Origin of the sequence: Bacillus sp. FSL K6-1106 (genome assembly GCF_038005245.1) — a bacterium.
In the GTDB taxonomy this organism is placed as follows: Bacteria; Bacillota; Bacilli; order Bacillales; family Bacillaceae; genus Bacillus; species Bacillus altitudinis.
Genome location: NZ_JBBOSV010000004.1, coordinates 23,027 through 36,271, shown reverse-complemented (window position 1 = coordinate 36,271; position 13,245 = coordinate 23,027). Strand labels below are relative to the sequence as shown.

The 13,245-nt window shown below is 42.0% G+C and carries 20 protein-coding genes; 11 read left to right on the top strand and 9 right to left on the bottom strand.

Annotation, left to right across the window (positions count from 1 at the left end; all coding sequences use genetic code 11):
• The 5 genes from MHI20_RS18865 to MHI20_RS18845 all read left to right on the top strand — a co-directional run bounded on the left by MHI20_RS18865 (position 1) and on the right by MHI20_RS18845 (position 4,217).
• A complete protein-coding gene (locus MHI20_RS18865; RefSeq protein WP_007498979.1) occupies positions 1-768 on the top strand; it encodes a thiazole synthase in 768 nt (255 codons plus the stop codon).
• Complete coding sequence (locus MHI20_RS18860) at positions 765-1,778, top strand: thiazole biosynthesis adenylyltransferase ThiF (protein WP_340940616.1); 1,014 nt, start codon at positions 765-767, stop codon at positions 1,776-1,778. Before MHI20_RS18865 ends, MHI20_RS18860 begins: the two co-directional genes overlap by 4 nt.
• A 17-nt stretch (positions 1,779-1,795) precedes the next feature.
• Positions 1,796-2,602: a bifunctional hydroxymethylpyrimidine kinase/phosphomethylpyrimidine kinase gene (thiD, locus tag MHI20_RS18855; protein ID WP_024720133.1), complete on the top strand. Its 807-nt coding sequence runs from the start codon at positions 1,796-1,798 to the stop codon at positions 2,600-2,602.
• Between the two features lie 149 nt (positions 2,603-2,751).
• Entirely contained in the window at positions 2,752-3,528 is a 777-nt protein-coding gene (gene fabI / locus MHI20_RS18850) for an enoyl-ACP reductase FabI (protein ID WP_003211867.1), read from the top strand.
• Between the two features lie 113 nt (positions 3,529-3,641).
• Entirely contained in the window at positions 3,642-4,217 is a 576-nt protein-coding gene (locus MHI20_RS18845; RefSeq protein ID WP_047945549.1) for a CotO family spore coat protein, read from the top strand.
• Positions 4,218-4,254: 37 nt separating this feature from the next.
• On the opposite strand, the gene MHI20_RS18840 is transcribed toward MHI20_RS18845, so the two are convergent.
• The 5 genes from MHI20_RS18840 to MHI20_RS18820 form a co-directional block, all read right to left on the bottom strand.
• Positions 4,255-4,698 (bottom strand): CotY/CotZ family spore coat protein, encoded by a 444-nt coding sequence (locus tag MHI20_RS18840; protein WP_008348434.1) that lies wholly within the window; start codon positions 4,696-4,698, stop codon positions 4,255-4,257.
• Positions 4,699-4,910: 212 nt separating this feature from the next.
• Positions 4,911-5,402, bottom strand: a complete 492-nt coding sequence (locus tag MHI20_RS18835; protein ID WP_144666782.1) for a CotY/CotZ family spore coat protein — start codon at positions 5,400-5,402, stop codon at positions 4,911-4,913.
• A 147-nt stretch (positions 5,403-5,549) separates the two neighbouring features.
• Positions 5,550-6,035, bottom strand: coding sequence for a spore coat protein (locus MHI20_RS18830; RefSeq protein WP_008348431.1), 486 nt, complete (start codon positions 6,033-6,035; stop codon positions 5,550-5,552).
• 88 nt (positions 6,036-6,123) lie between these two features.
• Positions 6,124-6,459, bottom strand: a complete 336-nt coding sequence (locus tag MHI20_RS18825) for a hypothetical protein (RefSeq protein WP_035392394.1) — start codon at positions 6,457-6,459, stop codon at positions 6,124-6,126.
• Between the two features lie 44 nt (positions 6,460-6,503).
• Positions 6,504-6,890, bottom strand: a complete 387-nt coding sequence (locus MHI20_RS18820) for a spore coat protein (RefSeq protein WP_007498962.1) — start codon at positions 6,888-6,890, stop codon at positions 6,504-6,506.
• Positions 6,891-7,067: 177 nt separating this feature from the next.
• On the opposite strand from MHI20_RS18820, the gene MHI20_RS18815 reads away from it, so the two are divergent.
• The 5 genes from MHI20_RS18815 to MHI20_RS18795 all read left to right on the top strand — a co-directional run bounded on the left by MHI20_RS18815 (position 7,068) and on the right by MHI20_RS18795 (position 8,540).
• Positions 7,068-7,418, top strand: coding sequence for a DUF1360 domain-containing protein (locus MHI20_RS18815; RefSeq protein WP_035700339.1), 351 nt, complete (start codon positions 7,068-7,070; stop codon positions 7,416-7,418).
• Between the two features lie 71 nt (positions 7,419-7,489).
• Positions 7,490-7,618: a hypothetical protein gene (locus MHI20_RS18810; RefSeq protein ID WP_008348422.1), complete on the top strand. Its 129-nt coding sequence runs from the start codon at positions 7,490-7,492 to the stop codon at positions 7,616-7,618.
• A gap of 84 nt (positions 7,619-7,702) precedes the next feature.
• Positions 7,703-7,924, top strand: coding sequence for a hypothetical protein (locus MHI20_RS18805; protein ID WP_008348420.1), 222 nt, complete (start codon positions 7,703-7,705; stop codon positions 7,922-7,924).
• 84 nt (positions 7,925-8,008) lie between these two features.
• Positions 8,009-8,146, top strand: a complete 138-nt coding sequence (locus tag MHI20_RS18800; RefSeq protein ID WP_008348419.1) for a YjcZ family sporulation protein — start codon at positions 8,009-8,011, stop codon at positions 8,144-8,146.
• 136 nt (positions 8,147-8,282) lie between these two features.
• A complete protein-coding gene (locus MHI20_RS18795) occupies positions 8,283-8,540 on the top strand; it encodes a stage VI sporulation protein F (RefSeq protein WP_008348417.1) in 258 nt (85 codons plus the stop codon).
• A 16-nt stretch (positions 8,541-8,556) separates the two neighbouring features.
• On the opposite strand, the gene MHI20_RS18790 is transcribed toward MHI20_RS18795, so the two are convergent.
• Positions 8,557-10,866, bottom strand: coding sequence for an ATP-dependent helicase (locus MHI20_RS18790; RefSeq protein WP_340940596.1), 2,310 nt, complete (start codon positions 10,864-10,866; stop codon positions 8,557-8,559).
• Positions 10,867-10,992: 126 nt separating this feature from the next.
• Between MHI20_RS18790 and MHI20_RS18785 the strand changes: the two genes are divergently transcribed.
• Positions 10,993-11,250 (top strand): hypothetical protein, encoded by a 258-nt coding sequence (locus MHI20_RS18785; protein ID WP_008348414.1) that lies wholly within the window; start codon positions 10,993-10,995, stop codon positions 11,248-11,250.
• An 83-nt stretch (positions 11,251-11,333) separates the two neighbouring features.
• On the opposite strand, the gene MHI20_RS18780 is transcribed toward MHI20_RS18785, so the two are convergent.
• Genes MHI20_RS18780 through MHI20_RS18770 form a run of 3 tightly spaced genes read right to left on the bottom strand, consistent with a single transcriptional unit; the run spans position 11,334 to position 13,083 of the window.
• Entirely contained in the window at positions 11,334-11,768 is a 435-nt protein-coding gene (locus MHI20_RS18780) for a GNAT family N-acetyltransferase (protein ID WP_008348412.1), read from the bottom strand.
• Positions 11,769-11,774: 6 nt separating this feature from the next.
• On the bottom strand, positions 11,775-12,290 hold the full coding sequence (locus MHI20_RS18775) for a YjcG family protein (protein WP_024720139.1): 516 nt from the start codon (positions 12,288-12,290) through the stop codon (positions 11,775-11,777).
• 52 nt (positions 12,291-12,342) lie between these two features.
• Positions 12,343-13,083 carry an esterase family protein gene (locus MHI20_RS18770; RefSeq protein ID WP_019743058.1) on the bottom strand — a complete coding sequence of 247 codons (741 nt, stop codon included), beginning with the start codon at positions 13,081-13,083 and terminating at the stop codon, positions 12,343-12,345.
• Positions 13,084-13,245: the final 162 nt, after the last annotated feature.

Below are 13,245 nucleotides of genomic sequence, written 5' to 3'. Positions count from 1 at the left end.
ATGCTGCGCATTGGCGGAAAAACATTTACATCAAGACTATTACTAGGGACAGGAAAGTATCCATCATTTGAAGTTCAAAAAGAGGCGGTCAACGTATCAGAAGCTGAAATTTTGACCTTTGCTGTGCGAAGAATGAACATATTTGAACCATCACAGCCTAATTTTTTAGAGCAGCTCGATTTATCAGCCTATACATTGCTGCCAAATACTGCCGGGGCAAGTACAGCGGAAGAAGCGGTGCGGATTGCCCGTTTAGCGAAAGCTTCTGGACTGTGTGACATGATCAAAGTAGAAGTCATTGGCTGTTCAAGGTCTCTTCTGCCAGATCCAGTCGAAACGTTAAAAGCATCTGAAATGTTATTAGAAGAAGGTTTTATCGTGCTGCCATATACGTCAGATGATGTGGTGTTGGCAAGGAAATTAGAAGAACTTGGTGTCCATGCCATTATGCCAGGTGCTTCTCCAATTGGATCAGGTCAAGGGCTTTTAAACCCTCTGAATCTATCGTTTATTATCGAACAGGCAAAGGTGCCAGTTATTATTGATGCGGGTGTTGGTTCTCCGAAGGATGCTGCTTATGCGATGGAATTGGGCGCTGATGCTGTATTACTGAATACAGCCGTGTCTGGCGCAAAGGACCCTGTGAAAATGGCTAAAGCGATGAAGCTGGCGATTGAATCTGGAAGACTCGGGTTCGAGGCAGGCCGTATTCCACTCAAAAACTATGGAACAGCCAGCAGTCCGCAGGAAGGAATGCCAGCATTTTGAGCACACGTTATTCACGCCAAGAGCTTTTTAGGCCGATTGGAGAGGAAGGGCAAAAACGGCTACATGCCTCAAAGGCCGTCATTATTGGGGCTGGGGCACTTGGAACAGCGAGTGCTGAAATGCTCGTCCGTGCCGGCGTAGGATCTGTCACCATTTTGGATAGAGATTATATTGAATGGAGCAACCTGCAGCGTCAGCAGCTATACACAGAACAAGATGTTCTTGATCGGCTGCCAAAGGCTGTGGCTGCTGAGAAAAGACTCAAGCAGGTGAACAGTGACGTTCATGTGAGAGGAATCGTCATTGACGTGACCGCTCAAAATATTGATGAGTACGTCAGCGGGGCATCCATCATCGTGGATGCAGCGGATAATTTTGAGGTGAGAATGATTGCGAACGATGCAGCCGTCAAACATCAAATTCCGTTCCTTTACGGAGCCTGTGTAGCAAGCTACGGTATTCAATTCACAGTGATTCCTGGTGAAACCCCGTGTTTACACTGCCTGCTTGAGCATTTACCTGCACAGGGCATGACATGTGATACAGCAGGAATTATTAGCCCAGTTGTGCAGCAAGTCGCAGCCTATCAAGTGGCAGATGCACTGAAATTTTTAACAGGAAACCACATCACTCCGGTATTAAGATCGTTTGATTTATGGACAAACGAGCGATCTGATATTCGATCCGTTACGTCTTTAAAAAAGAAACAATGTCCAAGCTGCGGTCTTAAGACATATCCATTTCTTTCATATGATCAAAGAGCAAAAGCAGATGTATTATGTGGACGAAATACCGTACAAATTCGCAGTGCACTAGGGGCACCCCCGGCGCTGCATGAAGTAGCCCGTCAGCTAAAGAAAGCAGGAATGGATGTGCTGGAAAATCCTTATTTGCTTTCGTGTCAGAAGGATGAGTACAAGCTTGTTTTATTCAAAGATGGCAGAGCACTTGTACATGGGACAAATGATATTGCGAAAGCGAGAACGATTTATCATCAATGGATTGGCTAATGAGAGGGTGAGATGACATGACGATTAAAAAAGCATTAACCATCGCAGGTACTGATTCTGGTGGTGGAGCAGGTATTCAAGCAGATTTGAAAACCTTTCAGGAGCTTGGTGTGTACGGAATGTCCGCCATTACGGCCATTACAGCTCAAAACACACTTGGTGTTCACGGTATTTATCCACTGTCTATCGAGGCGCTCGAAAGTCAAATTGATGCAGTAGCAGAAGACTTGTTGCCAGATGCCGCTAAAACAGGGATGCTGTGGAGTGCCGACATGATCAGTGTCGTTGCTGAAAAGACGAAGCAATATGACTTGAAACTAATTGTCGATCCAGTCATGATTGCCAAAGGAGGCGCTTCTTTATTAAATGAAGATGCGGTCTCTGCTATGAAAACACAGTTACTACCTGTCAGTTATGCAGTCACACCGAATCTCCCTGAGGCAGAAGTGCTGACAGGCATGCGCATTCAGACAAAAGACGATCGCCATAGAGCAGCAGAACGACTTTATGAGCTTGGCACGTCCTATGTTGTGATCAAAGGAGGTCATAGCCCTTCAGACGGCCTCATTACAGATCTTTTGTACGATGGAAAAAGCTTTTTTGAACTCAGTAATGAACATATTGATACACCACATACACACGGAACAGGCTGTACATTTGCAGCGGCATTAACGGCAGAAATAGCAAAAGGTCGTTCCATGAAGGAAGCCTTTGAAACGGCAGAAACCTTTGTCCATGAGGCGATCAAATTTCCTCTGAATATTGGCGCTGGGCACGGACCGACTAACCACTTTGCTTATCAGCAAAACAGAGTCAAAGCATAAAAAGAAGACTGTCTTCACTTGTGAGGGCGGTCTTTTTTCTGAAATAAAAACTTTCTTTCAGCGGAAATTGTCAATATCTCATGATTTGTGATAAGATTATGATCAGGTACTAATACTATGTCTTGAAAAAATAGGAGGCTTTAATACATATGAACTTTTCTTTAGAAGGCCGTAATATTGTGGTGATGGGTGTTGCCAATAAACGAAGCATCGCTTGGGGAATTGCTCGTTCACTTCACGAAGCAGGAGCTCGTTTGATTTTTACTTATGTTGGAGATCGTCTGGCAGAATCAGTGAAAGAGCTAGCAAGCACGCTAGAGCGTGATGATTCCATTATTCTTCCTTGTGATGTGACAAGTGATGAAGAAATCGAAAAATGTTTTGCAACGATTAAAGAAAAAGTACAAGTCATCCATGGTGTTGCACATGCGATTGCATTTGCGAACAAAGAAGAGCTTGTCGGTGAATATTTGAACACGAACCGTGAAGGTTTCCTTTTAGCGCACAACATTAGTGCCTATTCACTAACAGCTGTAGCAAAAGCAGCACGTCCGCTCATGACAGAAGGCGGAAGCATTGTCACACTTACTTACCTAGGCGGAGAGCGCGTTGTCTCTAACTACAATGTCATGGGTGTAGCAAAAGCAGCCCTTGAAGCAAGTGTGAAATACTTAGCAGCTGATCTTGGAGCGGAAGGCATCCGTGTGAACAGCATTTCTGCTGGTCCAATTCGTACGTTATCTGCAAAAGGAATCAGCGGCTTTAATACGATCCTGAAGGATATTGAAGAGCGTGCACCGCTTCGCCGTACAACGACTCCTGAAGAAGTTGGCGATACAGCACTATTCTTATTCAGTGATTTATCCCGCGGCATGACAGGTGAGAATCTTCATGTTGATTCTGGCTTTCATATCATTGCCCGCTAAACGAATAAATGATTTGCAGCATACCAATCACTGGTATGCTGTTTTTTATTTTTCTTCTGATTTGGGGTGTCCTCTCATATATATAAGGAATGAATCATTCGGGAGGGATCAGTATGTCAAATAAAGGTGATGAGAATCAAAAGCCGCTTATGTATATTGTTCAGCCGAGCTATGATGAATCAGCGCCGGCCATGCAAAATATTGTGAGAAAGCGCAAGAAGTCAGAAAAACCTTCAGAAACCAAAAAAAGCGCCAAAGAGGATGCAATCGAAGAAAGCGTGCAAGAACCTGTATCACAGGAAGTAAAGCAGAAAAAAGAAGAGCCGCCTGCGCTACAGCAAGAGCGGGAGATCAATCAAGAAAAAGATAATTCACAAAATCGAGAGCCAGTACAAGAACAAGAAAAACAGCCAGAAGGCGTATTTCATGAAACAAAAGAAGAACCAAGAAGAAAACGAGTGAAGAAGCCGTTAAGCCAAATGAATATCGAGGAGAAAGTCGATTTTCTTACAAGTCTGCCGCATAATATGCCGAGAGCGCTTTGCCTCATTGAAGCCGATGGAAAAACATACAGAGGAATCATCATGGAGAGAAAAGACAATATGGTGGTCATCCGCACAGCAGGCGGCGGTAATCCAGTGGAATTAGCGATTGGTGATATTTCTTCTATTCATCCACTTGGTTTTTAATGAACATAAAAAAAGTCCCATAACGGGACTTTTTTTGTTAGCAGCTACGGTTGATGAGTCTTGGATTTAAGCACTCGATTGCGCAGAAGCAGTCAAGGTCTACTTCAATGCAATATTTTGATTTTTCTAAACGGAACACATCACATACGGAATCTTTATCTGTAAAATCTAAAATATGACGATCTTTGTCAAATGCAATAAGCAAGCTGAGTGTTGCGCAGTGATCAGAGATGTGTTCGACTCTGAAAAATGCAGTGCTGAAGCAAGGGCCAGCATCTACTTCTCCGACGTTTCCGAATGCGACGAATGGTTTTGATTTTGAGGTAAATAGAACAAACGGGACAGTGTCACCTAATGAATGTGATGGAGAAAGGAGATTGCTGTAACAGCTGGTCGGGCAATCCTCTTCGACGGCATTTTGTAAGTCGTTTATGTTTTCAACAGCCTCTGCTACACAGTTCCATGAATGTTTGCGGCTCATATTCAACCCTCCTATACAAGGAAATTTGTTTGAGTGTTTGAGCACTGTCATCATCATCTATAAGCTTTATTATGTGTCTCGCCGGTTGATGCATCTAATGTCAATCAATGCGGAAGCGGCCGCCTTTTGCTGACTGCTCCGCATGATTGGTTGTCATTCGTGAGGAAGGGGATGCTTTGACTTATGACAAGTTAGATGAGCGGGCGATTGGTTTAGCCGTGGTGATGATGCTTTTTATCTTTTGTTGGCAGGACTCTGTCGACAAGTTCTGGATTTAAACATTGGATCGCGCAGAAACAGTTCAAATCAACTTCGATACAAAAGTCCGCTTTTTCTAAACCAAAGAAGTCAGGATCGCAAGGGTGACAAACGCTTAGCGTATGTCCGTGTACATCAACAGGTCTTAATACAGATAATGTGGCACAGCAGTCATGCAATTTTTCAACCCGGAAGAAAATGGATTCGAAGCATTGGCAATCGTCAACAAATCCTCCAATGTTTCCGAAAGTAGAGAACAATCCGCCCTTTTTATCAAAAAGTAAAAACGGAATCGTATCTTTTCCAGAAACTGTCGGGCTTAATAAATTACTGTAGCAGCTCGTAGGACATTTATCTTCTACAGCTTCCTGCTCTGCTAAAATCTTATCAACCGCATCGCATACACAGTTTTCATCATGTCGGCCATGGTGTTTTCCGCAGCTCATGGATTTCAGCTCCTTTAACAAGGTATTTGACTTTAGTCCTTAACAACATATGTATGCGCCCTCTAGTTGGTGTGGGTAAATGACTATTTATCTTTGTTGTATTTTTAGAAAAAGGAAAAGCAGAGCTTTTCGCTCTGCTTTTGTACATTAGAGGATACCAATTGCAACGATCGTCGCAACAAGTGTCTGTGTAAGCGTTTGGATGGCAATAGAGATGTCTGCATCGATTGTAGAGACTGTAACGTTTCTAGAGTTTTCGATGACAAGTTTCTGGCGATTTGTTTGTTTGTGGCTAGCTGCTTGCAATAGATCTTGCGTGACGCGGTCAGCTAGGTCACCATCAGCGATTGAGATGTTTGTAATGGTGATGATCGCTGTTTGAACAGCCGCTTGGATAGATGCTGCAACCTGTGCATCAACAGAAGAGACGTTAATGTCACAAGAATCTCTAACGATAATGACTTCCTCAGATGTCTGCTTTGTTACACTCACTTGATCAAAGTCTTGTAAAACATCTTCATCATCATAATAGTGGCCGTCACAAACTGCTTTTCTTTCGTAGTTATGATGGTAATCGCCGTGATGTGTACAGTTGCGATCTAGAGCGACCCAAGAGTATGGTTTAGAATCCATTTCTTTTCCTCCTTCCGTTTACTTTATTAAATGCTGGAATGATTGGTTTTGTCTCGGGCATTTATCCTAGCAGGCAACCCATTTTTATTTAATCGTTATTTTGCTGCGCTTGACGACGCTGCTGGATACGTTCTCGAAGTGAATTTCGTTTAGGGCGCACTTGTGGTTCAGGCTCGACCTCTTCTGCATGTTTTGCTGCCTCTGCCTGACGCTTTTTCTCCTGCTGCTGCTGTACGAAATCATCTGCTTTCTTTTGTAAATCCTGAACCAGCTTCAAAATCATCCTTCTTTGATCTTCTGAAAGGTTTGCTTTCTGATCATCTGTGACATTATTTTTGTTTAAAATATCACTTACAAGAAGGCTTGTTAATGGATCAACATCAGTGTTGATTTGAAACTCCTTTTTTTCGTTCTCTTCAGCCACGATTATTTCACCTCTTTCATACGTGATGTTAGAAAAAGAAAGGGTCAAAGAATGCCGGCTTCAACTAAAAGTACATTCAGTGTTTGAGTGAGAATTTGTACGGAGTTCATAATGGATGCATCAGATAATGTAATCGTGACGTTATAACAATTGATGATTTGAATCACTGTTTTCTTTTGAACTGTCACTTGTTGTGCAGCTAAAAGCTGTTCTGTGATGTCTGCAGCCAATTCATCATCTGGTACAAGAATTTGAATTAAAAGAGTAATGATTGTCGTTACGGTCGCTTGAAGGGAGAGTGCGGCTGTTACATCTGTTTTATGAATCGTGACATTTTCGGAATCCTTGATCTCGATGAAATCATCATAATTGCTGATTAATTCGTTCAACAGTTGTGTGTATAATAAATCAGCACTTTCTTCAATAGACAATACTTTCACTCCTTTCTTATCTATACATTATTTAATGCAGCAGGGGCTCAAGATGGAATCGGAAAGCATGAAAAAGTACAACCCAATTTTATTTGCACCCGATTCATCATGGCGGTCTTTCTTTTTGCATATATAAAGAAAGGACGGAAAAAGAAGAATGAAGGAGGTGGAGGTTCCATGAGCGGCGCTTTGTCATTTGCTATATTTGCCCTCGCATCCTTTAGGCTGACGAGATTGATCGTGTTTGATACGATTACAGCCCCCTTTCGCCGTCTATTTCATGAAGAGCAAGAAGAGGTAAACGAACAAGGTGAAGTCGAGACCTATATCGTCATTAAGGGGAAAGGACTGCGATCGTGGATAGGAGAGCTGTTAAGTTGTTATTGGTGTACGGGTATGTGGTGCACTGCTGCTTTACTACTGATATACATATTTTTTCCTGTCATCAGCATGTGGCTTAATTTACTATTAGCGATTGCCGCCGCAGCAGGCTTGATTGAAGCAGTCGTGTCGAAGCTTGTGAAATAAACAGGCATTCTGATCAGACACGCTTAAAGAAAATGCATATACTAACATGGAATAGGAAAGGAAGGGTTGCGATGAAACCAACTGAAACACCGTCACATATGCTTCAAGGGTATCCAGCGCAGTCAAATCAACAATCTGTATATACGAAGAAAATCAAGAAGACGGGCTGCGGCTGCGGGAAGAAAAAGAAACCTCAATAGGGAAAAACAAAAGCCGGATTTATCCGGTTTTTTTGTTGCCCTTTTTTTGGGTGATGCATATGTAAGAGAGAAGGGGTGACCAGAATGGATGCATTCGAACAATTAATCGGTTCCTTGTTCACTAAACCCCATGATGGGAAAGAGCAAGCGCACGAAAAAGCTGAAATGGATCTAGCGAATAAAGCGAAGGATCTTGAAGAGCACTTAAAAGCATTTGGCGAGAAAATGGATACTTTTGCGAAAGAAACAGAAGCATTCATGATCCGTCATGGAGAGGCAGATTACGTCTTTAAACAGCAGAAATAAAAATTCCGCACTTTTTTATGTGATCGTCCAAACCATTTCATGTATTTTTCATATTTTGTAAGGGAGAAGAGGAGGTGCTTAAATATGAGTTGTTACGGTTACGGTGGCGGTTATTGCGGAGGTTATGGTGGCGGCTACGGCGGCGGTTATGGTTCAACTTTTGTTCTTGTCGTCGTGCTTTTCATCCTTCTAATCATCGTTGGTGCTTCTTTCTTTAACTAAACAGTAAGAAGGTGAGGGAAGCAATAGGGAAGCCTTTTGCTTTCCTTTCTCTTTGCTAACAAGGCAGCAGGATAGGCACATATCTCGCCTATTTTCATATAGTAAGGTGATTACTCCACAAAGAGGAGGCAAAGGAATGGATAATAAGTTCTTTAAAAGTGTGGAAAATAAAACAGGTGTAAATATGAATGATGTCTTTAAGCTTGCAGGTTCTTTGCAAAACGCGAACTTTAAAGATGAGAATACCGTTCGAGGTGTCATTAAAAAAGTAGCGCAGCTTGCAAACAAACGTGTACCTAAAGAAATGGAAGACAAAATCGTTCAATCGATTACAAGTGGAAAAGAAAAGCTTGATTTTAATACAATCGCTAAAATGATGAACAACAAAAAATAAACAACAGGCTCTCCATTTAAAGGGGGGCCTGTTGTTTTTGGGTAAAACCTTCACGATGTTTCTTTAAAAGAGGGTACAAAAAGCGGGAACGGTGAGCAGTTTTTCCTCTTCTATATGATGGAACGGATAGATAAAGGGATTGTTCTGCTCTCGTCATGGCAACGTATAATAAGCGCCGCTCCTCTTCAATGGCTTCTTCATCACCGCTTCTCAGCTCATCAAGTGCAAAGTCATGAGGGAGCGCCCCATCAACCACACTCGTGATGTACACTGTTTGGAATTCTAGTCCCTTCGCACGGTGGATCGTCATGAGCTGAACGCCTGGTTCATCTGATTTTTCCTTTTCAGCAGATTTCATATGTTCGGCATGAGCGAGGAAGGCTTCAATTGTTTCAAAACGTTTCGCCGCTGTTTTCACATCTCGTACATCATCTGTTCCTTTTTCAAGCACATTCGTATCATTCACGCGTTTTTTTAAAAAATCACCAAGTCCCATCCTTTGTTCAATAAACGCTACAGCTTCAGATGGCTTTAACGATTTTAACGTTCGAAACAGGGGAACGATCGATTGCAGTTTTTTGCGCTGAAACGGCTGAATGTCTGTTAGCTTTCCAAGTGCCTCTACCATAGAACAATCTTCTGTAATGGTCAGCGCCTTCAGGGTATTCAGTGTTTGCTGCTTTAAAAAGAAAACGGGCAGCAGCAGCTTCATTGCGGCGACATCATCTGCATCCTGACTTAGCGAAAGAAAAGCGAGCAGCACCCGAACAATTCTTCTGCTATAAAAGGCTTTTACACCAGCATCGGTTTGATACGGAATCGCCGATTGATGAAGACGTTCATAAATCGCGCGGCCTCCTGTATTCGTTCTAAACAGCACGCAAAAGTCATTCGGTTTTGCACCGTTTTTAATTTTCTCCTGAATATCTGCTACGATCATGGTCGCTTCCTCTTCCTCGTCATATGGATAAAAAAGAGTCGGCGGAATTTTCTCCACGCGTACGGCTTTTAACGTTTTCTCGTAACGATGCTGATTCTTCTTAATAATGGCGTCTGCACTTGCGACAATCGTATGATGAGAGCGGTAATTTGCATGTAAATGGACGATCTCGGCCGAAGGATAGTCCTGTTTGAAGTCAAGAATAAAAGCAGGATTGCTTCCTCTAAATGCATAGATGGCTTGATCATCATCGCCTACACAAAATAGCTGCTCGGATTCTCCAGCTAAAAGCTGGATTAATTGATATTGTACGGGATTAATATCTTGAAATTCATCTACTAAAATATACTTGAATCGTTCTTGATATTGTTTGAGCAATTCAGGCTGCTTATTCAGCATGTGTAAACAGGCAATCGCCATGTCATCAAAGTCAAATTGTTGATTTTCACGCTTTTGCTGTTCGTATGACTGATAGATTGTCCACATTTGCTTTTCCTTTTCATCTTTCAGCTCAGGAAGTTCGTTTGGTAAAAAAGCATTTTTCCAATAGCCGATTGATTGCAGCACTTGATCGGTTGGATAGTCTTTTTCATCAAGTCCTTCATTCATGATCGCTTTGCGAATATACTGCTCTTTTTGCCAGTCGAATTTAATCAAATGCTGTCCGTTCCATTTGCCCCGATCATCGTGAAGCAGCATTTTATAAAATAAACTGTGGAATGTGCCTGTCACAACTTGGCTCGCCTGTGAAGGATGAAGCTGATACTGCATACGCAGTCTTTCTTTCATTTCACTGCTTGCTTTTGTGGTGAAGGTCACGAGCAGGATATGGTGAGCGGGGATTTGATGGTGCGACATCAGATAAGCAGCTCTTGCTGTCAGTACCCTTGTTTTCCCGCTGCCGGCGCCAGCTAGCACAAGCATCGGACCGTCTTTGTGTGTGACTGCTTGAAGCTGCGGTGCGCTAAAGGTGATGTGTGGAAAGAGGTCAATGGTATGCACTTCTTCATTCTTTTCTAAATGAAAGGTTTCGCCAAATTGAATGGATCGTGGTTCCTGCCAGTCATCCGATTCTTCTGTTTGTGAGCTGATCTGTTTGCCGGTTGGAAAGCGAAAGCCGCCAAGCTCTTTGTAGGATGCCTCTTCCTCTCGTTCAGCCGGTTTCTTTTCCTCTTGTTGTTCTCTTTTTTCGCAAATCTCTTGCTGAGATATTTGCTTATGGATAAAGGCAGGTTCTTCATGTATATTTAATCTAAAAAAGACGGGTTGTCCGCAATATGGGCAAGATAAATGCCCTTTTTTCCCCTCATCATGGAGGAATTGATAGTGTTCTCTCGAATATGTATGTAATGAGATCGTTCGATCATGTCGTCGTGCGCATTTCAAAGCTAGTCCTCCAATAGTCAATCAATCTTAAAAAGAAACACATCTAATCATATCAAATGAGGCGTGTTTCAAACAGTCATAATTAGGGAATAGTAGAGTAGAAGAGAAGCAAAGGAGGCGTTCTTGATGGGATATATAGCCCCGATTCAGCCGGATCTGTATTTTCAATATATCAATCGTCCTGCTCCTCAGGATAAAGAAGACTATGCGAAAGTGACGAAGGTCACCCGCACCTTTCATGACAAGGTATACAGAGAGCTGGAGAAAAAAGAGGACTTAGTGACAGAAGCGGAAACGAAAGTACAGCAAAAAAAGCGGGAACGCTTTGTACGAGATATGTTTATGGAAGAAGGTAAGGGCGTTCATATCAATACTTACGTCTAAATGACTGCGCTTTCTTCCTGAGCGAACGAGATGGAATCAATAAAAAGCCAGGGCATCCATGATGCCCTGGCTTTTTATTTTCGTTAAACGGATAGTGTTTTTGTCATTTTGACATGTGTAATCCCTGCTTCTTCAAACGGTTCTGAAACGGCTTTGTAGCCTTTCTTTTCGTAGAAAGGAAGAGCTTGGACTTGTGCATGCATGACAGCTTCTTTCGCTCCGTTTGCCATCGCTTCAGACTCAAGTGCTTCTAAAAGCTGGTGGCCAAGACCGAAAGAGCGCGCCTCTTTTAATACACAAATTCGTTCAAGCTTTGCCTTATGACCTTCAATTATGCGCAGTCTAGCAGCAGCTTGTGGTTTGTTGTCATCATTATAAATGACAAAGTGAATGGCTTCGTCCTCAAGTTCATCAATTTCGATCTCTAACGGGACTTCTTGTTCTTTTACGAAAACTTCTTTTCGAACATAATAAGCATCTTCTCGTTGTGTTTGTTCTTTTACGATGACTGTATTCAAATGTCTTTAACCCTCTTCTCCTAAGATAAATGTTTCATAAACGGTCCAAGAACCGTTCTCTAATTGATATAAAAGATGGAAGCGGTCAACCGTTTCCTCGTGATCAATTTTTCTCAGCTTCAATGTGCCTAGAACGTCTGAATGCTCATCGTCTGATAACTTTTGAGCCACTGTCACATGCGGAACAAATGCATATTCAGGTGTACCAGCAAGCGGATCAGTGTACAACTTCTCATTGAGAGTCATTAATTCTTCGTTCGGTTCTACTTTCATATAAATCACGTTGTTTACAGGAGCGAATGAACTGAATTTTTTAATACGTAACGTAATAGGAGAAGCATTTTTTGCGTACTCTCGCAAGGTGGAGACGACCTCAGCTGCTTCTAGATCCGTTAATTCAAAAGGTGTTCTTAATGTTAAATGAGGTGGTATGAGTGCATAGTTCGGATCATAACGTTTCCGATAAGAGTTCGCAATGTCTTGCAATTTTTTTGATGGAAATAAAACAACTCCGTATTTCATCATGTTCCCTCCTGATTAAGAAAGTATTTATTATTTTTTATTATAACAAAATTCAGTTGATTAACGAATATGGGAGCATTCTTTTTAACGAAGGTGAAATGAGCGGTTGCCAAAACGTCCATTTATGATCGCCTTCGAATGTCTCAAATAAATAATCCGCACCAGACTTCTCCAAAAGGACCTTTAATTCTTCGTTCGGCTGAATAAAGTCTAGCACTTGCCCATCTGTCGTTTTCACAGCTGTTTCTTCTAACCCGATTTGATGGATAATCGCATAATGAGCAAGGGATGATGACTGTTTGACTGCTTGAAGGACCGACTCATCCACGTAAGGAGACTGCAAAATCAATCCGCCAAATAACGAAGGATAATCAATGGCTGTCATAAGTGAGATCGTAGCACCTAATGAATCACCAATAAATGTACGACCTGATCCAACTTGATACGTTGGATAGTGTTCATCAATATACGGAACTAGTTCATTTGCCAAAAAGCGTTTATACGCCTCGAACTTTGGTCCGTCTGGATGATACGTATTTCGCCTTTCAGTAACATTTTCATATGGGACACCAATGATAATCGAGCGTTCCATTTCTTTGTTTTGCATTAATTCTTCCGCTTGTCTGCCTATTTTACCTAGACGGAAATAATCATGACCATCTTGTGCAATGATGACATGATATGTATAAAGGGGGGAGTAATTGACTGGCAAATAAATCAAAATGGTCATATCTGCCCCAAGTTCTTTTGACTGTAAGGTTTCTTCTTGAATGATGCCTGTTTTCTTCACCATAATCCATTCCTCCAGCTAACCAAATTCATCATAAGTGAAACGTTTCCATTCATTGTAACACGAAAAACAGCGTTGTTCCTATATGCTAACATGCAATCAAATTGACTGACATTCAATCTAGTGCAAAATACAGAAAATTTTAATTAATCGTTACATTTCCCC